At 72.1% G+C, this 21,468-nt stretch carries 14 protein-coding genes; 4 read left to right on the top strand and 10 right to left on the bottom strand.

Annotation, left to right across the window (positions count from 1 at the left end):
• Nucleotides 1–35: 35 nt before the first annotated feature.
• From ACFXGA_RS12690 to ACFXGA_RS12645, 10 genes are all read right to left on the bottom strand, one after another.
• The gene (locus tag ACFXGA_RS12690) at nt 36–275 is read right to left on the bottom strand and encodes a hypothetical protein (protein ID WP_378087177.1); all 240 of its coding nucleotides are present in this window, start codon (nt 273–275) and stop codon (nt 36–38) included.
• The gene (locus ACFXGA_RS12685) at nt 272–1,552 is read right to left on the bottom strand and encodes a WXG100 family type VII secretion target (protein ID WP_378087175.1); all 1,281 of its coding nucleotides are present in this window, start codon (nt 1,550–1,552) and stop codon (nt 272–274) included. The genes ACFXGA_RS12690 and ACFXGA_RS12685 overlap by 4 nt, the downstream gene beginning before the upstream one ends.
• Entirely contained in the window at nt 1,549–1,851 is a 303-nt protein-coding gene (locus tag ACFXGA_RS12680) for a type VII secretion target (RefSeq protein ID WP_378087173.1), read from the bottom strand. The genes ACFXGA_RS12685 and ACFXGA_RS12680 overlap by 4 nt, the downstream gene beginning before the upstream one ends.
• Nucleotides 1,852–1,860: 9 nt before the next feature.
• Nucleotides 1,861–2,325, bottom strand: a complete 465-nt coding sequence (locus ACFXGA_RS12675; protein WP_378087171.1) for a YbaB/EbfC family nucleoid-associated protein — start codon at nt 2,323–2,325, stop codon at nt 1,861–1,863.
• A 138-nt stretch (nt 2,326–2,463) separates the two neighbouring features.
• Nucleotides 2,464–7,983: a pullulanase-type alpha-1,6-glucosidase gene (pulA, locus tag ACFXGA_RS12670; RefSeq protein WP_378087169.1), complete on the bottom strand. Its 5,520-nt coding sequence runs from the start codon at nt 7,981–7,983 to the stop codon at nt 2,464–2,466.
• Between the two features lie 129 nt (nt 7,984–8,112).
• Entirely contained in the window at nt 8,113–9,642 is a 1,530-nt protein-coding gene (locus ACFXGA_RS12665) for an alkaline phosphatase D family protein (RefSeq protein ID WP_378087167.1), read from the bottom strand.
• Between the two features lie 178 nt (nt 9,643–9,820).
• A complete protein-coding gene (locus tag ACFXGA_RS12660; RefSeq protein ID WP_378087166.1) occupies nt 9,821–12,136 on the bottom strand; it encodes a histone-like nucleoid-structuring protein Lsr2 in 2,316 nt (771 codons plus the stop codon).
• A 259-nt stretch (nt 12,137–12,395) separates the two neighbouring features.
• The gene (locus ACFXGA_RS12655; protein WP_378087220.1) at nt 12,396–12,746 is read right to left on the bottom strand and encodes a DUF4233 domain-containing protein; all 351 of its coding nucleotides are present in this window, start codon (nt 12,744–12,746) and stop codon (nt 12,396–12,398) included.
• 95 nt (nt 12,747–12,841) lie between these two features.
• Nucleotides 12,842–14,206: a bifunctional folylpolyglutamate synthase/dihydrofolate synthase gene (locus tag ACFXGA_RS12650; protein WP_378087164.1), complete on the bottom strand. Its 1,365-nt coding sequence runs from the start codon at nt 14,204–14,206 to the stop codon at nt 12,842–12,844.
• The gene (locus tag ACFXGA_RS12645) at nt 14,203–16,839 is read right to left on the bottom strand and encodes a valine--tRNA ligase (protein WP_378087162.1); all 2,637 of its coding nucleotides are present in this window, start codon (nt 16,837–16,839) and stop codon (nt 14,203–14,205) included. The genes ACFXGA_RS12650 and ACFXGA_RS12645 overlap by 4 nt, the downstream gene beginning before the upstream one ends.
• 174 nt (nt 16,840–17,013) lie before the next feature.
• Between ACFXGA_RS12645 and ACFXGA_RS12640 the strand changes: the two genes are divergently transcribed.
• The 4 genes from ACFXGA_RS12640 (at nt 17,014) to ACFXGA_RS12625 (ending at nt 21,461) form a co-directional block, all read left to right on the top strand.
• Nucleotides 17,014–17,922 (top strand): hypothetical protein, encoded by a 909-nt coding sequence (locus ACFXGA_RS12640; protein ID WP_378087160.1) that lies wholly within the window; start codon nt 17,014–17,016, stop codon nt 17,920–17,922.
• Nucleotides 17,923–18,025: 103 nt separating this feature from the next.
• Nucleotides 18,026–18,676, top strand: a complete 651-nt coding sequence (locus ACFXGA_RS12635) for a hypothetical protein (RefSeq protein WP_378087158.1) — start codon at nt 18,026–18,028, stop codon at nt 18,674–18,676.
• A gap of 38 nt (nt 18,677–18,714) precedes the next feature.
• The gene (locus ACFXGA_RS12630) at nt 18,715–18,948 is read left to right on the top strand and encodes a hypothetical protein (RefSeq protein ID WP_378087156.1); all 234 of its coding nucleotides are present in this window, start codon (nt 18,715–18,717) and stop codon (nt 18,946–18,948) included.
• A 224-nt stretch (nt 18,949–19,172) separates the two neighbouring features.
• Nucleotides 19,173–21,461 (top strand): FdhF/YdeP family oxidoreductase, encoded by a 2,289-nt coding sequence (locus tag ACFXGA_RS12625; RefSeq protein WP_378087154.1) that lies wholly within the window; start codon nt 19,173–19,175, stop codon nt 21,459–21,461.
• The last annotated feature ends 7 nt before the right edge of the window (nt 21,462–21,468 follow it).

Here is a 21,468-nt window from a genome sequence, read left to right as displayed (position 1 = left end):
CCGCCGTGACCACCGCCGGGGCCCGGGCCGCCCGGTCAGCTCTGGTGGACCAGCCGGTCCGGCGCCGCGCCGGTGCTGAGCCACGTCCGGGCGAGCTTGGCCGCCGCGGCGCGGAACACGCCGTCGCGGTTGCCGTCGTCGGGCGCGATGACCTCGGACCGCTTGTCCAGCACCAGGTACCGGTGCGCGCCGCCGTCGGTGTGGAACCGGTAGCGCGCCTCGGCCTCGGTCTCGCTCTCCTTGTCCAGGTAGACGAGCATCGCCAACGCGATCACCTCCAGGGCTCGCTGTAGTCCTCGTTGGACGCGGGCGGGACCTGCGTCTCCCACCGCGACACGTCGTTGGCGGCCGCGTGGGCCTCGCGGTACGAGGCGTTCGGGTTCTGCTGCCAGTATCGCGCCTCGGCCAACTCGTGCTCGAGCAGGGCGATGTCCGACGGTTGCGCCCGGCCCGCGCGCAGCCGCAGCCACGCCTCCGCCATGTCGGGGTTGGGGTCGAAGCGGGCCATCACCGTGCCGCCGTCGACGCCCTCCAGCGGGTGCAGGTCCTCGAACACGTGGTTCTTGATCTGCTCGATCTCGGCCCGGGTGAACCCCGTCCCGCCGCCGACCCGCGGCACGTCGGCCACGTGGCCCGCCACGTCGTCGATGTCGTCGGACCCGCGGATCGACTGGTAGGCGTTCTCCGACCAGCGGTCGATGCGGTCGTAGGCGCGCAGCGACCCGTCGTCCACCGGCCGCGCGCCGCCGGTCTGGCCGGGGCGGGGCAGCTCGTCGCCGGACCGGGCCGGGGCCTTGAGGTCGTCGAGGACCTTGCGCACCTTGCCGAACACGTCGCCGAGCTTGCGCAGCAGCGGGACGAGCTTGCCGATCGTGCGCACGAGCTTCTTCAGGATGTCGCCGATCTTCGCGGCCCACCGCGCCACCGCCGCGGACGCCTGCGCGGCCACGACGGGCGTCGCCAGGCCGAGGGTGAACGCGACCTCCAGCGCCCACGAGATCAGCCGGCCGACGAGGTCCGCGATGAGGTCGCGCACGACCTCGCGCACCACGGCGACCACGACGCCCGCCATCTCGACCGCCGAGCCGAACCCGTCCGCGGCGGTGGACGCGCCGCCGAGCACGTCGGCGTTGTTCTTCGCCACGGCCCGGTAGGCGTCGCCCGCCTGCCCGACCCACCCGGCGGTGTCGGCCGCCACGTCGCGCGAATAGTCGTCCCGCACGTCGGCCACGGCCTTCGCCACGTTCTTCCACGTGGCGGCGTGCGACGCGACGAGGTCCGCGTTGCCCGCGAGCCAGTCCAGCGCGTCGGACAGCGGCTTGACGTGCTCGATCAGCCACGACACGCCCGCCGACAGCAGGGAGCCGAGCGGGTCCACGACGAAGCTGAGCGCCTCCAGGCCGGCGCCCGCGACGCCCAGGCCGATGTCGACCCAGCTCCCGCTCTCGATGCCGTCCTTGACGTCGGCGGCCGACTCGGCGATCCCGATGCCGGAGTACCACCGGGTGCTGTCCTGCACCGGCGCGATCAACGGGTTCCCGCCGGCGGTCACCGCAGGCTCCCGAACATGACCGCCGCGTCGTCCTCGCGCTGCTCGTACTCGTCGGCGGTGTACCGCACGTTGGTGGCGGTGTCGGCCAGGCCCTTGGTGCCCGCCGTCAACGCCTCGCTCGCCTGGTCCTCGATGTCGCGCATGACGGCCGGCAGGAACTGGCACAGCTGCCCGTAGGCGCCGTCGGCCATGCCGACCGCCCGCGCCGCGTGCACCGCCTCGCCCAACCGCTCGGCCAACGCGTCCAGCTTGGCCGCGTGCGCCCGCAGCTCGCCGGGTAGAGCCTCGTAACCGGTCATGCCGTCCCCTCACGCAAGGTACGAGTCGCCGCTGAAGTCGTCGTCGTCCCGCCGCCGCGTGCGCGGCGGGGGCGGGGGCGCGTCCCCGAAGCGGTCGCGGTAGGCGTCCACCACCATGCGGCGCGTGTCGGGCAGGTCGTCGCCCACCTCCGCCTCGGTCGCCGCCCGCACCTCGCCGGCGATCCGGGCGCGGGCCGCGTTCAGGGTGGCCATGACCAGCGGCCCCAGCTCCTCCGGCCGGACCGCGGCGGCCCGGTCGGTGAACCGGACGTCCACCGGGCCCCCGGTGGCGTCGACGGTCACGGTGACCGCGCCGTTCGCGCTGGTCTCCGTCACCCGGATCCGGTCGACCCGGTCGCGCAACGCCTGCAGGCGATCGGCCCGGCCGCGCATGCCCTCGACCCAGTCGTCGATGCTGCGCTCGGCCTGACCGGGATCCCCGCTCAGCAGTCCTTCCCACCGCGGCTCCGCCATGCACGGGTTATATACGGCCGCGCCGGTCCCGACCACGGGAATGGCCGACTTTCCCCCCGAGCGGGTCCGGGAAAGCGCTCGGCGCGCAGGAGCGGGAGTGGTCCCGCGTCCTGCGCGCCGAGGGTGTCGCGCCGGCCGTTACCGGGTCAGGACGACGACCGAGCGGGCCGGCACGGTGATCCGGCCGTCGGCCACCGCCGCCTCGTCCGCGGCCAGCGGGTGGTTGCGCCAGTCGCCCGCGACCGCGACCGACTTCCCGGTCGGGTACGGGTTCACGACGACCAGGACGGCGTCGCGGTCCGGGTCGACGTCCGGTCCCACCGTGTCGTCCAGCAGGGCCGCGACCACACCGGGCTCGGCCTCCGGGAACGTCAGCTTCCGCTGCACGAGCGCCGCGTCGTTCAGGGTGAACAGCGGCGAGGACGCGCGGATGCGGAGCAGTTCCAGGGTGTTGCCCAGGGCGGTGCGCATGTCGGACGACGACGGCTTCAGCGACGCGTCGGCCAGCAGGGGCGCGGCGTAGGGCCACTTGTCCCCGTTGTCCGCGGCGGGCGGCAGGCCGCGGCCGAAGCCGTTGTCCCGCAACGACGGGTCGTAGCGGTTGAACCAGTCGCCCGAGTCGTAGCTGTTGCGGTCCAACGACTTCGAGCGCAGGAACTCCGCGCCCGCGTGCAGGAACGGCTGCCCCTGGCCGAGCAGCACCGGGGCCAGCGCGACCTTCTGCATCCGCACCCGGTCCGCCATGGACGTGCCGACCGGCAGCTTGTAGGTCTGCGAGTCGAACAACGTCTCGTTGTCGTGCGCGTCGACGTAGGTGATCACGTCGGCCGGACCGCCCGCGTACCCGGCGGGCGATCCGTTGTACGACACGTCACGGCCCGTGGTCTCGCCGCCGGCGGTGGACCGGAACCGGAACGACGCCATGTTGCCCGCCATGCCGAGCTTCACCAGGTCGGTGTGGTTGACGAGCCGGGCGGCCACGTCGCCGTTGGCCGGCGAGCCGTTCGGGTCGCCCGCGAGCCCGGACGCCAGGCCCTGCACGCGGGGGTCGGCGTCGAACGGGCCGCCGCCGCGCACCGCGTCGCGCAGCCGGTCGCTGAACGTGCCGATGCCCGTCCCGGCCAGGTTGGCCTGCGTGGCCTGCTCGAACCGGGCGTTGCCGGCGACCTCGCCGAAGTCCCAGCCCTCGCCGTAGACGCGGATCTTGCGCCCGTCCACGCCGTCGCGCTCGACGGTCAACGCGTCCAGCGCCGCGCGCACGGCCAGGATGTTGGCCTTCGGGTGGTGGCCCATCAGGTCGAACCGGAAGCCGTCCACCTTGTAGAGGCGGGCCCACCGCACCACGGAGTCCACGACGAGCTTGCCCATCATCGCGTTCTCCGGCGCGGTGTTGGCGCAGCACGTGGAGTCGGCGACCGTGCCGTCGAGGTCGAGCCGCTGGTAGTAGCCGGGCACGACCTTGTCCAGCACGGACGTCGGCGCGTCGCCGGAGGCGGCCGTGTGGTTGTAGACCACGTCGACCACCACCCGGTTGCCGTTGTCGTGCAACGACTTCACCATCTCGCGGTACTGCTTCGAGCGCGCCCACCCGGTCTGGGCGTCGTCCGTCGCGTAGGAGCCCTCGGGCACGTCGTAGTGGTACGGGTCGTAGCCCCAGTTGAAGCCGTCCTTCGCGGCGGCCTCGGCCACGCACGCCTGCTGCGCCGGCGAGTCGGCGGGCAGCGACGCCAGGTCGCACGCGGGCCGCTGCTGGTCGGAGCGCTTCTCCGGGATGGTGGCGATGTCGAACGTGGGCAGCAGGTGCACGGTGTCCAGGCCCGCCGCCGCCAGCTCGCGCAGGTGCGTCATGCCGACCGACGACGAGTGCGTGAACGCGCGGTAGGTGCCCCGGTCGGCCTCCGGCACGGACGTGTCGCCGATCGAGAAGTCCCGGACGTGCAGCTCGGTGATGCCGTGCTCGGTCGGGTCGTCGTCCAGGCCGCGGGCGACGTGCGCGGCCCAGCCGGCGGGCATCGTGCGGGCGTCGCCGAGGTCGGCGAACTGAGAGTGCGTCGAGTTCACCGCCAGCGCCACCGAGTACGGGTCGGTGACGGTCGCGGTGCGCCCGGCGACGGTGACCTCGAACAGGTAGAACTTGTCCCGCCACGCCCCGGTCGCCGACCAGGAGCCGGACGCGTCGTCCCGGGTCATGGCCACCGTGCGCGCCGCGCCGCCCGGCTGGTCGAACACCTGGAGCCGCACCGACGACGCGGTGGGGGCCCACAGCCGCGCGGTCACGCGGTCGCCGTCGAACGTCGGCCCGTAGGTCAGCTTCGCCGCCGCGGCGGCGTACCGGTCGTCCAGCACGCCGGCGAGCTGCACGCCCGTGCGGTGCCGCAGCCGGCCGCCGGCGTCCACGTGCACGGCGGACAGCCTGCCGCGCAACGCCTCGTCCAGCCGCGCGCCGTCGCGCACCCGGAACACCGGCTTGCCCCGCAGGTGCGGGAACCGCTCCGGCACGGCGTCCGCGGCCGGCTCCAGCCGCAGCACCTTGCCGTCGTACTCCAGCCGGTAGCCGTCGGTCGGCGCCACCGGCACGTCCCACACGACCAGGTCCTTGGTCACCCAGATCGCCTTGGCCTTGGTCGGGTCGTCGTCCACGCCCTCGCCGCCCGACGGGGGCAGCACGTACGAGATCGACCCGTCCGGCCTGGTGGAGCCGGACACGTACCAGACCTCGTAGCCGGTGCCGGTGACGTCGAGGAACTGGTCCGGCCCGGGGTCCTTGGCGTCACCGCGGTGGATGATGTTGCTCAGCCCGGCCGCGCCCGGCTCCAGCGGGACCGACCAGTACACGCCGAACCCGTCGGTCCCGTCCGGCACGCGGGACTGGTTCCAGCCGGGGCTCGGTTCCAGCGACCCGGTCCAGTGGTAGAGCGTCCAGTCGGTGTAGTCGCCGTCCGGCCGGTTGTAGTGGATCACCGCGCGGTTCTGCGCGGCGGCCAGGCTCGCGTAGACCTTGTCGCCGTCGACCCACGCGCGTCCCGCCGTGCGGCCGGTGGCCTGCACGGTGTCGCCGCGCACCACGGAGAACTCGACCGGCGCGGTGGCCGGGACGGTCGCCACTCCCCCGGTGAACGGGTGGTCGACGCCGTTGACGCGCACCGCGAGGCCCGCGGCGTCCCCGGTGTGCGTGATCACGGCCTGGCCGGTCGCCGCGACCTCGCTCGCGTGCACGGCGGTCTGGCCCTGCCGCAGCCACACCTGCGGTGTCGCGCTCGGGTCGACGAACCGGTCGCCGTCGGTGTCCTTCTCGTCGCCGCGGTGGGCGATGACGCCGACCGACCGCGCGCCCGGCTTGAGCTTCACCCAGGCGAACCGGCCGTACGGGGTCTCCCCGGCGAACGGCAGCGGCGCGTCCCACGTGGGCGCGTCCTCGACGTCGCCCCACGCGTGCAGGCCCCACCCGTCGTAGTCGCCGGCCGGGCGGTTGTAGTGCACCACCAGCCAGTCCGACGTCACCGCGGTCGGCGGCTCGACCACCGGCGCGGCGACCAGGCCGACCTTCGCGCCGTCCGCGCCCAGGGAGCCCTTGGCGTCCTTCGCGACCACGCGCAGCTCGACGTTCTTGCCCACGGCCGCGCCCGGCAGCGCGGACAGGTCGGCGAACACCCGGTACGGCGCGGCGTCGTCGGTGCCGAGCACCTGCCAGTCCCGCTCGCCCTCGACCCGGGCGGCGAACGTGGCCTGCGCGTACGGCGAGGTGACGCCGTCGGCCCGCAGCTCGACCCGGTCGTCCAGCACGGTGCCGGTCGGCGGCACGGCCAGCGTCGGGGTCGGCGCGGCGGACGGGATCCTGCCGGTGGAGCGGAGCACCAGGGCCGACAGCGCGGGCACGGTCACGGTGACCTTGCCGTTCGCCGCGTCGACCTGGCCGCCGGCGGAGGGCCAGACGGGCCGGTAGCCGCGTCCGGCCACGGGCACCTCGACGGTGGCGGGCGCGGTGCCCGCGTTGGCCACCACGACGTGCTCGACCTGCTGGGTGCGGCCCGTGCGGCTGAACGCGATCACGTCGCCGTCGGCGAGCCGCAGCGCCTGGTTGCCCTCACGCCACACCGGGTCGCGGTCCACGAACGCCGCCAGGTCCTTGAGCTGCCGGTACAGCGGGTGGTCGGTGCGGAAGTTGTCCACCGCGCCGGTGCGGTCGCTGCCGATCAGGTCCTCGGCCGCGTACTCGGGGGTCCTGGAGGCGAACATGTCCTGGCGGGCCAGCTTGTCGCCGCCCGTGCCCGCGAAGCCCTGCTCGTCGCCGTAGTAGACGACCGGGTTGCCGCGCCACAGGTACATCAGGGCGTTGCCGAGCTTGAGCCGCTGGAGCAGCTCGGCCTCGGAGACGCCCGGCCGGGCCTGCCGGACCATCCAGGCGATGCGGCCCATGTCGTGGTTGCCGAGGAACGTCGGCAGCGAGGACGCGTTGGAGTCCGCGTCGGTGTACCGGTCGTCGTCCACCAGCACCTCGCCGAGCCGGGCCGAGCCCTGGCCGGACAGGAACGCCGCCGCGCCGCTCTGGAACGGGAAGTCCAGCGTCGCCTGCATCCGGCCGGTGGCGGTGTAGCGGGAGGTGAAGGCCGGGTCGGCGTCGAACACCTCGCCGAAGACGAAGAAGTCCTCCTTGCCGCGCATCGCCGCGTACCGCTTCACGTGCGGCGCGAGGGCCTGCCAGAACTCCATGTTGACGTGCTTGACGGTGTCCACCCGGTAGCCGTCGATGCCGAGCGTGTCGATCCAGCTCGTGAAGATCCGCTTCATGCCCTTGACGACCGTCGGGTGCTCGGTCATCAGGTCGTCGAGGCCGAAGAAGTCGCCGTACTCGTTGGACTCGCCGCTGAACGTCGAGTCGCCGCGGTTGTGGTAGAGCTGCGGGTCGTTGAGCCAGTCCGGCGTCTTCTTCCCCTGGACGACCGGCGTGTACGGCGCGGTGAGCTTCGGGAACGGCTCCTGCCCCGCGATCTTCGAGATGTCGACCGGGTTGCCCTGCTCGTCCAGGTAGGGCTGCGCGCCGGTGCCGACGTAGTCGTGCCGGCCCTCGGCGTAGTCGATGAGGTCGGCGGTGTGGTTGGCGACGATGTCGAAGAACACCTTGATGCCGCGGCGGTGCGCGTCCTGGATGAGCCGCCGCATGTCGTTCGTGGTGCCGAAGTGCGGGTCGAGCTTGGTGAAGTCGGTGGTCCAGTAGCCGTGGTAGCCGGCCGAGACGTCGTCGCCGGAGCCCTGCACCCACCGGTTCTGGAACATGGGCGTCATCCAGATCGCGGTGATGCCCATGTCGTCCAGGTAGTCGATCTTGTCCCGGAGGCCCTTGAGGTCGCCGCCGTGGTAGAAGCCCTTGTCGGCGGGGTCGAACCCGCTCTTGAGCCGGTCGGTCTCGGCCGTGCCGCCGCGGTCGTTGCGCGGGTCGCCGTTGGCGAACCGGTCGGGCATCACGAAGTAGAAGCGCTCACCGGTCAGGTCGGCCCGCAGCGCGTCCTTGGCCAGCGCCTTGTCACCGCCCCGCACACCGGGCGCGATGTCGGTGACCGCGCCGACGGCGAGCCTGCGGGCTTCGGGCGCGGCGCCGGCGGGTGGTGGTACGAACGGCACAACGGCCAGGGCGATGAGCGCGGCGACGGCCCGACGCATCGCGACCTCCTTGTCGCAAGAATTTGCAACCCCCGTCCCGGCAGCCGCCGGGACGGAGTGCACGAAACCACGACAATCACGGCCGGACAAGGCCCAGAAGGCTGCAACTCCTTGCAGATCGTTGCGCCGTCAGCGCCGGGTGGGTTGCAGGGTCTTGCTCCACAGCGACGCGCCCTTGATGTCGCGCAGCCACACGGTCAGCTCGCCGTCCCGCGTGACCCGCACCTCCCCGAAGTGCTGGAAGCCGTCCAGCGGGGTGGTGTTGGCGGCCGGCGGGGCGTTGACGAACACCGCCTCCGGCCCGAAGGTCGGGTCCAGGGCGTTCGGGCCGAACGCGCCCGCGTTCAGCGGCCCCGACACGAACTCCCAGAACGGGTCGAAGTCCTGGAACGCCGCCCGCTCCGGCGAGTAGTGGTGCGCCGCCGTGTAGTGGACGTCCGCCGTCAACCACACGGTGTTGCGCACGCGCCGCCGCTTCAGCTCGCCCAGCACCCACGCCAGCTCGTGCTCACGCCCGCCCGGCGCGCCCGGCAGGCCGTTCGCCACGCCCTCGATGTCCACGCCGTCCGGCACGGTCAGGCCGATCGGCAGGTCCGCCGCGATGATCTTCCACGTGGCGCGGCTGCGGTCCAGCGAGTCGACCAGCCAGCGGGCCTGCGCCTCGCCCAGCACGACACCCCGGCCGTCGCGCGGGGAGGTGTTCGCGTCCTTGTACGACCGCATGTCGAGCACGAACACCTCGACGTGCGCGCCGTAGCGGAACTTGCGGTACACCCGGCCGTCCACGGCCTGCCGCGGGTCGATCGGCTGCCACTCGTGGAACGCCCGGAACGCCCGCGCGGCCAGCACGTCCACCCGCTTCTCGGTGTAGGCGGGCAGGGTCAGGATCTCGCCGGGGTACCAGTTGTTGGTCACCTCGTGGTCGTCCCACTGCACGATCATGGGCACGCGGGAGGCGAACGACCGGTACTCCGGGTCGAGCAGGTTGTAGGCGAACTGGCCCCGGTACTCGTCCAGCGTCTCGGCGACCTTCAGCTTCTCCGGCGTGACGACGTTGCGCCACACCCGCCCGTCGGGCAGCGTCACGGACTCCTGCAGCGGACCGTCCGCGTACACCGTGTCGCCGCTGTTGATGAAGAAGTCGGGCCGGCGCGCCGCCATCGCGCCGAAGATCGGCATGCCGCCCAGGTCGGGGTTGCTGCCCCAGCCCTGGCCCGCCACGTCGCCGGACCACACGAACCGCACCTCGTCCCGGCCGACCGGGGCGGTGCGGAAGCTGCCGACCACGGCCTCGCTGCGGGTGCGGCCGTGCAGGTCCTCGGCCACCACGCGGTAGTGCACCTCGCGCCCGCCGGGCAGGCCACGCAGCCGCACCCGCCCCGTGCCGCCGGTCTCGGGCGTCAGCACCGGACCCCGCACGGTCCGGACGTGCCGGAACGACGGGTCCGACGACACCTCCACCAGCATCCGCGAGGGCCGGTCGGCCCGCGTCCACACAAGTCCGCCGTCGACCGTCACGTCACCGGACTGCACGCCGTGCGTGAGCACCGGCCGATCCCCGCCGCGCGCCAGCGCCACCCCACCGGGCACGAACGCCGCCGCCGTTCCGATCGCGCCGGCGCGCAGCAGCGTCCGCCGGTTCACCACACCATCGCTCATGCGCCGGTTTGTAATCGCCGCAGTGGAATTCCGGGTGAACGGGAACCGTCCGCCACTGGCCGGGCGGGCGGCGGGTGGCCCGTAGCGCCCGGCCGGCGAGCAGCGCAGCGTCGGAAGAGCCGAACCGCATGTCCCACGTGGATGAGCGGACGCTCCCCACCGAGGGGATGAGCAACCCCTATCTCGCCCCCGCTTCCTCCGGTGGGAGCGTCGGAGTTTGCCCGGCACTCGCGGCGCGGAACGCGTCGATCAACGTCGCCGGCAGTCGACCGCGTTGGCTCACCGCTCGCCCGTTCGCGGTTGCCCAGGCCCGCACCGCGCTCGGATCCACGTCCGGACGCTCCGGCCGCCGTTCAGCCTTTGGTGCAGCGGGCTGCGCGAACTCCGAGCGGTAAGGTCTGGTGGCGATCGGCTTCCCCCGGTTCTCGATCATGTCGGCCAGCATCCGGAGCCTGGCTGCGACCAATACGGGCGGGGTGTTGACGACGTGATTGTGGCCGACCCTGCTCACCGCCGACAGGAGCGGTGTCGAGAGGAACGACAGCGCTTCCTCGATCTCGGATCGGTCCATGGGGTTGTCGAGGAGCGTCTTGCTCTCACGCCAGATTTCGCTGACGCCGAGGGCGCCTTGCCCATACTCGATGTCGACCGGATCGTTCGCGCTCTTCCACATGATGTCCAGCACGTGCGCCACGACCGACTGGCGACGTTCGACTCGGCGCCATACTCGTTCCCGGGCATCGCTGTCACCTTCGGTGAGCAAGCTGCTGAGTTCACGAGGGTACAGCGGGGCGCTGGCCTGTCGGTTGAGCGAATCCGCGAGCTGCCGCGCCGTCACCAGCACGACCTCCTCGTCCGCTGCCCACTGAGTCAGCCGGCGGTTGAAGCTCGGCCCGATCAAGAGGGTCACGCGCGCACCGTGTCGCTTCCGGTGTTCGGCCAGTGCCGGGAACTTCACGTCCTGCTCGGTGACCACGCCGCCACTGTCGGTCTTGGCCTCCACCGCCACCTTCACCCGGTCGGTCGGTGACACCCACAGGCTGATCAGCGCGTCTGTCTTGCTGCCACCGCCAAGCTGCTCGACATCGACCCCGAGCAACCGGAACGCGTCGGCCACGGCAGTTTCGAAACGCTGTGGCTCGGCGCTGTTGAGCGCCGTCTCCATGAGGCGCTCCTGCGCTTGCCGCACCACCGATCGGTGATCAGTGCTGCCGGTTCCACTCTCATGATCGGCGGAACCGTCCTCTTCCTGTGGGAGAAGACGCACCGACTTGGCGAAGCTCGCGCCCGCCGGCGTCCTGCGGAGCTGGTTTCCCAGCCGCTCGACGAGTCCGGCTTCCTTGAGGAACACCAGCCTGCGGGTAACTTCGTCGCGCGACAGGTTGATCTTCGGGTAGGCGCTCGCGAGTGCACGAGTGATCCGACCGGCGTCCGTTCGCGGGGACATCACGTCGAGCAGTTCACCGACGAGTGCCACCTTGCCGTGCAGGATCCGCACGAGATCCAATGGTGTGCCGGAGGACGACACCCACTCCGCGACCGGCGGCGTCGCACAGAAGGCGTCGGCGCCGACCTGCTCCATCACGCCCAACGACTTGAAGGTATTCAAGGTATGCTCCGCCGAGGAGGGCTTCACTCGGCAGATCTGGCTGCACAATGCGATGAACCGCGCTCTGGGGATCGGGGACAGCGCCTCCTCGACCAGCAGTCGAATCGTCGCGGTATTGATCCCACCCGCGATGTAGCCGATAACGCGAGTTCGTGCGTGGAGCGCCGCGTCGTCAAGGCTGTCGAGATAGGCCGCGAGCTCCGACGAGGGAGGGGGAAGGGCGGGGGAGCCCTCGTCTCCGCCCAGGCCGACCGGGTCTGCCAATGTCAACCGGTCGAGCAGCGCCTTGCCGACGTCAGTCAGCACGATTCGGTTGTTACTCCAGTAGTCGACCACACCGGTCGCCCGCAGCCAGTACACCCGACGCCGGACCTGATCCAACGAGCTCCAGGCAAGGCCGTACTTCTCCTTGGCGAGGGCGTTCAGCTCTGCATGGGTCAGCCCGTCACCCAACTCGGCGAGGATCTCCCCGAAGAACCGGATGTTCGCGTGAAAGGTCGCCACCAGGAACAGCTCATCGCGATCGTCCAGGAAGCGGCGTCCTGCCGCCGTCAGGACGTACCGTGACGGCACGCCTTCACGCGCGATCAGCCCTGAGGTGCTCAACCACTGAACTGCCTCCTGCAGCACCGTCGTGCCGCCTGACGGCCAGTTCAGTTCGTGCTCCGGGCCCTTGTTCTCGTCAACCGCGCGCAGCACGACGCGGAGGCGGTCGAGGATCTCCTGCGGGTTCCCGGGAACGTACGGCGCACCGCCACCACGTTTCACCCAAGGGTTGACCACGGGGAACGGATCCGCAGCGGAAGAGCCGGCCGGGCGACTCCCTTCTTCGGTCGTGAGGTCGATCAGCGTCCCCTGATCGGCGGACTGCTGAAGAGTCGTCATGTGCCACTGGTCCTATCAGCGTCGTATTCGCAGAAGAGGACCGGCGCTGTGCGCCGGAACCCACGCGACGCAACATAGGGAGCGGCACCGACAATCTCAGGCCTCGATCCCTCGATCGAGTCAACCTTCACCACATCGGGTGCCGGGCCGTCCTGATCACCACATAAAGCAATCAATAGCCCGCGCGGCAGCCACTCGTTCGAGTGCACGAGAAGATCGACAGAGCGGTCGGAAGGGCACGCGCGGCGGCCCGTTCGAGCTACGCCTGCTGGCTCGGCAGCCGCCCCTGGGCCATGCGCTTGGCCACGTCGCGCCGCAGCCACAGCAGGTACACCCACACCAGGCTGAACACGACACCGATCCCGCCGAGCGCGGTCAGGGCGAACCACGACGCGACCATCACGACGTGGATCGCCACGATCACGTACACCGCCCACGGGCGCTTGAGCAGCGCGCACGTGCCGATGAGCGCGACGATCAGCCCGAGCACCAGGTAACCGGTCCCGGTGCCGACGCCGCCGGCCAGCTTGGCCACCACCGGCAGGGCCAGCGCGACGACGATCACCTCGAGGATCAGCGTGCCGGCCATGATGCCGCGGAAGGACTTCATCGGGTCCTTCTTCGGAGCGGGCGCCGACGTCGACCGCCCCTCCGCGGCCGGCTGTGAGCCCGGCTCCGGTTGCGGGTCCGGCTGCGGGGTGGAGGTCATGACGGCTCCTTGCCGAACAGCGCCCGCGCGTCGCCCGCCGTGACGACGGAGCCGGTCACCACGACGCCGCCGCCGGACACGATGTCGCCGTCGTCGCTCTCCTCGGCGAGCCGCACCGCCTCCTCGATCGCGTCGTCGAGGTGCGGCTGGACGACCATCCGGTCCTCGCCGAAGATCGGGATCGCGACGCCGGCCAGGAGGTCGGGGTCCATGGCGCGCGGCGAGGAGTTGGCGGTCAGGACGACTTCCTGCACGACCGGTTCGAGGGCGCTGAGGATGCCCACGGCGTCTTTCTCCTGCATCACGCCGACGACGGCGACGAGCTTGCGGAAGCCGAATTCCTCGTCCAGCGCCTTGGCCAGCGCTTCCGCGCCGTGCGGGTTGTGGGCGGCGTCGACCAGGACGGTCGGCGCGGTGCGCACGCGTTCCAGCCGGCCGGGCGAGGTGACGGTGGCGAACGCCTCGCGCACGGCTTCGACGTCGAGCTGCCGGTCGGCGCCCGCGCCGAAGAACGCCTCCACGGCGGCCAGGGCGAGCGCCGCGTTCGCGGCCTGGTGCGCGCCGTGCAGGGGCAGGAACACGTCGTCGTACTCGCCGGCGAGGCCCTGGAGCCGCAGCACCTGCCCGCCGACGGCGATGTCGCGCTGGGTGACGCCGAACTCGGACCCGAGCCGGGCCACGGTGGCGTCCACTTCCGCGCACCGCCGCAGCAGCACCTGCTCGGCGGCGGCCTCCTGCTTGGCGAGCAGCGCGACCGCGCCGGGCTTGATGATCCCGGCCTTCTCCGCGGCGATGCCGGCCAGGTCGCCGCCGAGGTACTCGACGTGGTCGAGCCCGATGGGCGTGATCACGGCGACCTTGCCGTCCACGATGTTGGTCGCGTCCCACGACCCGCCCATGCCGACCTCGATCACGCCGACGTCCACGGGGGCGTCGGCGAACGCGGCGAACGCCATGCCGGTGAGCACCTCGAACTTGCTCATCGGCACGTCGCCGCGCGCGTCCACGATGGACAGGTACGGCTCGATGTCGCGGTAGATCTCGACGTACCGCTCGGGGCTGATGGGCGCGCCGTCGACGCTGATCCGCTCGGTCGCGAGCTGCAGGTGCGGGCTGGTGTAGCGGCCGGTGCGCAGGCCGATCCTGGTGAGCAGCGCGTCGATCATGCGCGACGTGGACGTCTTGCCGTTGGTGCCGCCGACGTGCACCACCGGGTAGGACGTCTGCGGGTCGCCGAGGATGTCGGCGAGCGCGCGGATCCGGTCGAGGCTCGGCTCGATCTTGGTCTCGGGCCAGCGGGTGTTCAGCTCCGACTCGACCTGCCGCAGTTCCTCCAGCCCGCCCGTCTCGAACCCGGTCACGAGTTGTCCTGCGGGAGGGTGTCGAGGCGGGCGTGGATGCGGTCGATCTCGGCGTTGGCCGCCGCCAGCCGGGCCTGGATCTTGGCCACGACGTCGGCGGGGGCCTTGTCCAGGAACGCGGCGTTGTTGAGCTTGCCCTCGCACTGGGCGCGTTCCTTCTCGGCCACGGCGAGGTCCTTGGCGAGCCGCTTGCGCTCGGCCACGACGTCGATCGCGCCGGACAGGTCCAGCTCGACCTTGACGGTGCCCTTGGGCAGGCCGACGTCGAGGGAGACGCTGCCGGTGAAGTCGTCGCCGGGTTCGGTCATGCGGGTCAGCGACCGCACGGCGGGCACCTGGTCGAGCAGGTCGACGCAGCACGCGCCGCGGACCTTGCCCGCGACCTTCTGCGCGGGCTTGAGGCCCTGGTCGGAGCGGAACCGGCGGATCTCGGTGACGAGCTTCTTGAGCCCTTCGACGCGGGTCGCGGCGACCTCGTCGCGGGCGGCGCCGGTGGGCTGGGGCCAGTCGGCGACCACGAGGGACTCGCCGCCGGTCAGGGTGGTCCAGAGCGTTTCGGTGATGAACGGCGTGAGCGGGTGCAGCAGCCGCAGCAGCACGTCGAGGACGTGGCCGAGGACGGTCCGGGTGGCGTCGGCGCGGGCGCCGCCCTCGGCGAGCTGGACCTTGGCCAGTTCGAGGTACCAGTCGCAGAACTCGTCCCAGGTGAAGTGGTAGAGCGCTTCGCTGAGCTTGGCGAACTGGAAGTTCTCGAAGTGGCCGTCGACGTCGGTGACGAGCTGGTCGAGCAGGTCGAGGATCCAGCGGTCGGCGTCGGTCAGCTCGTCGCGCGGCGGGAGGGGGCGGTCGGCGGTGGCGCCGTTGTTCAGCGCGAAGCGGGAGGCGTTCCACAGCTTCGTGGTGAAGTTGCGCGAGCCGGCGGCCCACTCGTCGGCGAGCGCCATGTCGGAGCCGGGGCTGGCGGCGCGCAGCAGGGTGAAGCGGGTGGCGTCGGTGCCGTAGGCGTCCATCCAGTCGATGGGGTCGATGCCGTTGCCGCGCGACTTCGACATCTTCTTGCCGAACTGGTCGCGGATGAGGCCGTGCAGGAACACGTGGTCGAACGGCTGCTTGCCGTCCATCGCGTACAGGCCGAACATCATCATCCGGACGACCCAGAAGAACAGGATGTCGTAGCCGGTGGACAGCACGGTGGTCGGGTAGAACTTGGCCAGGTCGGCGGTCCGGTCGGGCCAGCCGAGGGTGGAGAACGGCCACAGGCCGGACGAGAACCAGGTGTCGAGGACGTCCTCGTCCTGGACCCAGCCCTCGCCGGGCGGCTCGTCGTCGGGGCCGACGCACATGACCTTGTCGTTGGGGCCGTACCAGACGGGGATGCGGTGGCCCCACCAGAGCTGGCGGGAGATGCACCAGTCGTTGAGGTTGTCCACCCAGTCGAAGTAGCGCTTGTTCAGCTCCTGCGGGTGGATGGTGGTGCGGCCGTCGCGGACGGCTTCGGCGGCGGCTTCGGCGAGCGGGGCGACCTTGACCCACCACTGCATGGAGAGGCGGGGCTCGATGACCGTGTCGCAGCGGGAGCAGTGGCCGACGGAGTGCTTGTAGGGGCGCTTCTCGGCCACGATGCGGCCCTGTTCGCGCAGGGCGGCGACGACGGCGGGGCGGGCTTCGAAGCGGTCGAGTCCTTCGAAGAGGCCGTGCGCGGTGATGACGCCGCGACCGTCCATGACGGTGAGCGCGGGCAGGTCGTGGCGGCGGCCGATCTCGAAGTCGTTGGGGTCGTGCGCGGGCGTGACCTTGACCGCGCCGGTGCCGAACGCGGGGTCGACGTGCTCGTCGGCGACGATGGGGACGTGCCGGCCGGTCAGCGGCACCTCGACCTCGGTGCCGATGAGGTGGCGGTACCGCTCGTCCTCGGGGTGCACGGCCACGGCGGTGTCGCCGAGCATGGTCTCGGCGCGGGTGGTGGCGACGACGATGGAGTTGTCGCCGGAGCCGTAGCGGATGGAGACGAGTTCGCCGTCGTCCTCGGAGTGGTCGACCTCGATGTCGGACAGCGCGGTCTGGCAGCGCGGGCACCAGTTGATGATGCGTTCGGCGCGGTAGATCAGGCCGTCGTCGTAGAGCTTCTTGAAGATCGTCTGGACGGCGCGGGAGAGGCCCTCGTCCATGGTGAAGCGCAGGCGGGTCCAGTCGACGCCGTCGCCGAGGCGGCGCATCTGCGCGAGGATCTTGCCGCCGACCTCCTCGCGCCACTCCCAGACGCGCTCGACGAACTTCTCGCGGCCGACGTCGTGGCGGGACTTGCCCTCACCGGCGAGGGCGCGTTCGACGGCGGTCTGGGTGGCGATGCCCGCGTGGTCGGTGCCGGGCAGCCAGAGGACCTCGTAGCCCTGCATGCGGCGGCGGCGGCTGAGGGCGTCCATGATGCTGTGGTTGAGCGCGTGGCCCATGTGCAGGCTGCCGTTGACGTTCGGCGGCGGCAGCACGATGGTGAACGGCGGCTTGTCGCTGGTGGCGTCGGCCGTGAAGTAGCCGCGCTCGACCCACCGCTCGTACAGCCCGGCCTCTACCTCGGCCGGGTTCCAGGCCGGCGGGAGTTCGGAGCGCTGGGGTGCGGTGGGGGTCTCAGTCACGCCCGAAAGTCTACGGAGGCGCGGGTATCGACTTCTCACCAGATACCTGGTAGCGGCGCCGGTGGCCGATGGCGGGGTGCCGCACGGTGCCCCGGCGGTGACCGTCCGTATCGACAACTCACCCGTCACCTGGTAACGCCTTGGGTAGGGCTTGGCGAGCGTGGGGGCGGTGACGTGGACGAGTACCGGATCGAGGACCACCCGGACCTGCAGGACCGCAAGTGGGCTCGGGACGTGGTGCGGCGGGCCGAGCGGGAGGCGCGGGCGGCGCGGTTGCGGTCGTTGCCGCGGCGACCGCGGCGGCGGTTCTGGGTCGGGGCGGCGATCGCGGTGGCGGCGGTGCTGCTGGGGTGGGCCGTGCTGGCGACGGGGACGGACGGCGCGGTGAGCCGGGGGCTGGGCGTGCCGGTGGACCCGGACCGGCCGTTCGCGGGCACGGCGGCGGCGTCGTGGGCGGACGGCGCGGAGGGTGTCGTGGCGCCGGAGGCGGGGCCGGTGGGTCCGTACTCGGCCGAGCAGGTGGCGGCGGCCTACGAGCGGGTGCGGGAGGCGGTGGTCGCGGCGCGGTTGGACCGGCGGGTGGTGCGCGACCACGACCTGGAGCCGTTCTTCGGGCTGTTCGCGCCGGACCTGCGGGATTCGCTGCGGGTGCTGTTCGACGGCCGCAACGACGGCGAGGCGGCGTTGGCGGTGACGCGGGTGGACAAGGGGGTGCGGCTCGCCGAGGCGGAGCCGAAGGTGCGCGGCGGGATGGTGGCCGAGGTGGGGCCGGAGGGCGAGTTGGCGGTGCGGACGGACTACACGTTCGCGTACGCGTTCACGCCGGACCGGCCGGAGGCGGTGCGGGGGCCGTTGGACGTGGTGGCGTTGTCGCGGTTCCAGGTGCGGTACTCGCTGCGCACGGGCGGTCCCGGGGTGGAGGGGTTGTGGGCGGACTCGTCGGTGGGGTCGCTGCACTCGATCGGGTGTTCGGCGGCGAAGCGGGGTTTCCTCGCGCCCGCGTTCACCGAGCCCGCCCTGCCGACGGGGCTGGACTTCGACCTGGGCGCGCCGTCGTCGCCCACCGACGGCTGTCCGGACTGACCCGCGACGGGCGGTAACGCGTCCGCTCCCCGCGGCGATCGAGTGAGGGCATCACTCGCCTGGGGGGACTGTGGACGCGTACGGGTTGGAAGACCACCCGGATTTGAACGACGAGAAGTGGATCCGGGAGGCGACCCGGCGGGCGGAGAAGGCGGCCCGCGCCGAGCGCCCGAAGCGGGTGCGCCGACCGCGACGGCGGCTGCCCACCGGCCGCGCCCGGACGGTCACGGCCGTGGCGCTCGTCGTGTTGCTGCTCGTCGGGGCGTCGTGGTGGAGCCTGCGGGAGCGGGACGGGTCGGGACCGGGCCCGTGGTCGGGGGTGGACCCGGCGCGGCCGTTCGCCGGCACGCCCGTCGAGGGGTGGGCGGACGGCGAGGCCGGGGTCGTCGTGCCGCGGGCCGAGGCGTTCGGCGAGTTCACCGCGGACCAGGTGGCGGCGGCGTACGAACGGGTCCGGTGGGCTGTCGTCACGTCGCGGCTGGACCGGCGCGTGGTCGAGGGGCACGACGTGGAGCCGTTCCTGGGGCTGCTCGCCCCGGACCTGCAGGACCACATGCGCCCGCTGTTCGACGGCCGCCACGACGTCGAGGCCGGCCTGGTGGTGACGCGGGTGGCGCGGGAGTGGCCGCTGCTGCCGGTCGCGCCGAAGGTCAGCGGGTCGATGCGGGCGGAGGCGGGCAAGGCCGGCGAGCTGGTCGTGCACACGAACTACGCGATCGCCTACGCGTTCGCCACGCCGAGCCGGGCCGGCTGACCGGTCCGATGGACATCGTCGCGCTCGATCGCGTCAGGATGACCTACGTGGTGCGCTCGGGCCCGACCTTCCGGGACGGCAGCCACGGCCTGTGGACCGGGGAGTCGTCCGGCTTCCGCTACTCGATGTCGTGCGAGGCGGCCGACCGGGGGTTCCTCGCGCCGGCGATCGCGGATCGCGGGGCGCCGGTGGGGGCCGACGCGCGCGAGGACCCGGAGCACTACTTCGACCCGGACCGACCGATGCCGACGGCCGACAGCTGCCACCGCTGAGGTCACCCGATCGGACGATTCGCAGCACAGTGACGGCGATCACAATGAGCGTTGATCACCGGATCGCCGCAGGTGAGGACGTCGGTTCCACGGGCCGATCGCAACCCCTTGGGGCCCGTGGCAGCGGTCCGCGTCGCCCTCGGCGCGGCCGGCGATCGGACAGACCGCCGGCGCGCTCGCGCGGGGCGCGCCGGCGGCGTACCGGCTGGTTGCACAATGGGGCCATGGACCGCACCCCGCCCCGGCAGGACATCGACGAGTCCCGGCTCGACGTGAGCGAGCCCAAGCGGTGGGCGGCGGGCCTGCCCGGCGTCGCGGTGTCGCTGCGGCGCGGGGTCGAGCAGATGGGCGTCACCCGCACGGCGACCACGTTGCGGTTGCTCAACCAGCGCGAGGGGTTCGACTGCCCCGGCTGCGCGTGGCCGGAGCCGCAGGGGCACCGCAAGCTCGCCGAGTTCTGCGAGAACGGCGCGAAGGCGGTCGCCGAGGAGGCGACCCGGCGGCGCGTCGGCCCGGAGTTCTTCGCCGCGCACCCGGTCGCGGAGCTGGCCGGCAAGACCGACTACTGGCTCGGGCAGCAGGGCCGGATCACCGAGCCGGTGGTGCTGCGCGAGGGCGCGACGCACTACGAGCCGATCGCCTGGGACGAGGCGTTCTCGCTGGTCGCCTCCCACCTCAACGGGCTGGCGAGCCCGCACGAGGCCGTGTTCTACACCTCGGGCCGCACCAGCAACGAGGCCGCGTTCCTGTACCAGCTGCTGGTGCGCTCGTTCGGCACGAACAACCTGCCGGACTGCTCGAACATGTGCCACGAGTCGTCCGGCGCGGCGTTGTCGGAGACGACCGGCATCGGCAAGGGCTCGGTGGGCATCGACGACTTCGCCCGCGCCGACCTGATCGTGGTGGTGGGCCAGAACCCGGGCACGAACCACCCGCGGATGCTGTCCGCGCTGGAGGACGCCAAGCGCGCGGGCGCGCGGATCGTGGCGGTGAACCCGCTGCCCGAGGCCGGGCTGCTGCGGTTCAAGAACCCGCAGAACGCGCGCGGCCTGGTCGGCGCGGGCACGAAGCTGGCCGACGAGTTCCTGCAGATCCGGCTGGGCGGCGACCAGGCGCTGTTCCAGGCGGCGGGCAACCTGCTGCTGTCCTGGGACGCGGTCGACACCGCGTTCGTCGAGGGCTTCACCGACGGGTTCGCCGAGTACGCCGAGCACGTGCGGCGGCTGGACTGGGCGTCGGTCGACGCGGCCACCGGGCTGCCGCGGGCGCAGGTGGAGCGGTTCGCCCGGATGCTCGCGGAGTCGGAGCGCACGATCTTCTGCTGGGCCATGGGGCTGACCCAGCACAAGCACGCCGTGCCGACGATCCGCGAGATCGCGAACGTGGCGCTGCTGCGCGGCATGATCGGCAAGCCGGGCGCGGGCCTGTGCCCGGTGCGTGGCCACTCGAACGTGCAGGGCGACCGGACCATGGGCATCTGGGAGAAGATGCCGGAGAAGTTCCTGGCCGCGCTGGAGGCCGAGTTCGGCATCGAGGTGCCGCGCGAGCACGGGTTCGACACCGTGGCGTCGATCCGGGCCATGCGCGACGGCGCGGCGAAGGTGTTCTTCGCCGTCGGCGGGAACTTCGCCTCCGCCACCCCGGACACGGCGGTGACCGAGGCGGCCATGCGGAAGCTGGACCTGACCGTGCACGTGTCGACCAAGCTGAACCGGTCGCACGTGGTGCACGGGCGCACGGCGCTGATCCTGCCCACGCTGGGCCGCACGGAGAGCGACGTGCAGCACACCGGCGAGCAGTTCGTGACGGTCGAGGACTCCATGTCGGTCGTGCACCGCTCGCGGGGGCGGCTGGCCCCGGCGAGCGACCGGCTGCTGTCGGAGGTGTCGATCGTGTGCCGGTTGGCGCGGGCCGTGCTGGGGCCGGCGCACCCCGTGCCGTGGGAGGAGTTCGAGAAGGACTACGACCTGATCCGGGACCGGATCGCGCGGGTCGTGCCGGGCTGCGCCGACTACAACGAGCGGGTACGCCGGCCGGACGGCTTCGTGCTGCCGCACGCGCCCCGCGACGCCCGCGAGTTCACCGGCACCCGGTCGGGCAAGGCGCACTTCTCGGCGAACGACCTGACCGTGCTGCGCGTGCCGCCGGGCCGGCTGCTGCTCCAGACGCTGCGCAGCCACGACCAGTACAACACCACGATCTACGGGCTGGACGACCGCTACCGGGGCGTGAAGGACGGCCGGCGGGTGGTGTTCGTCAGCCCCGAGGACCTGACGGCGCTCGGCCTGCGCGACGGGCAGCACGTGGACCTGGTCAGCGAGTGGCCGGACGACCCGACGGGCGTCACCGAGCGGCGGGCCGAGCGGTTCCGGGTGGTCGCCTACCCGACGGCGCGGGGCTGCGCGGCGGCGTACTTCCCGGAGGCCAACGCGCTGGTGCCGCTGGACTCCACGGCCACCGGGTCGGGCACGCCGACGTCGAAGTCCATCGTGGTGCGGCTGGAGGCGGTCTGACGGCCGG

This window comes from Actinosynnema sp. NPDC059335, assembly GCF_042752395.1.
GTDB lineage: Bacteria > Actinomycetota > Actinomycetes > Mycobacteriales > Pseudonocardiaceae > Actinosynnema.
Note: the sequence above shows the minus strand (reverse complement) of the source record. Positions and strands in the feature narration are given on the sequence as shown.

What these genes read in the sequence shown, in the direction of transcription:
- ACFXGA_RS12680 (WP_378087173.1), bottom strand. Translation starts at nt 1,851, where the DNA reads ATGACCGGTTACGAGGCTCTACCCGGCGAGCTGCGGGCGCACGCGGCC.
- ACFXGA_RS12675 (WP_378087171.1), bottom strand. Translation starts at nt 2,325, where the DNA reads ATGGCGGAGCCGCGGTGGGAAGGACTGCTGAGCGGGGATCCCGGTCAG.
- pulA (WP_378087169.1), bottom strand. Translation starts at nt 7,983, where the DNA reads ATGCGTCGGGCCGTCGCCGCGCTCATCGCCCTGGCCGTTGTGCCGTTC.
- ACFXGA_RS12665 (WP_378087167.1), bottom strand. Translation starts at nt 9,642, where the DNA reads ATGAGCGATGGTGTGGTGAACCGGCGGACGCTGCTGCGCGCCGGCGCG.
- ACFXGA_RS12660 (WP_378087166.1), bottom strand. Translation starts at nt 12,136, where the DNA reads ATGACGACTCTTCAGCAGTCCGCCGATCAGGGGACGCTGATCGACCTC.
- ACFXGA_RS12655 (WP_378087220.1), bottom strand. Translation starts at nt 12,746, where the DNA reads ATGAAGTCCTTCCGCGGCATCATGGCCGGCACGCTGATCCTCGAGGTG.
- ACFXGA_RS12630 (WP_378087156.1), top strand. Translation starts at nt 18,715, where the DNA reads ATGACCTACGTGGTGCGCTCGGGCCCGACCTTCCGGGACGGCAGCCAC.
- ACFXGA_RS12625 (WP_378087154.1), top strand. Translation starts at nt 19,173, where the DNA reads ATGGACCGCACCCCGCCCCGGCAGGACATCGACGAGTCCCGGCTCGAC.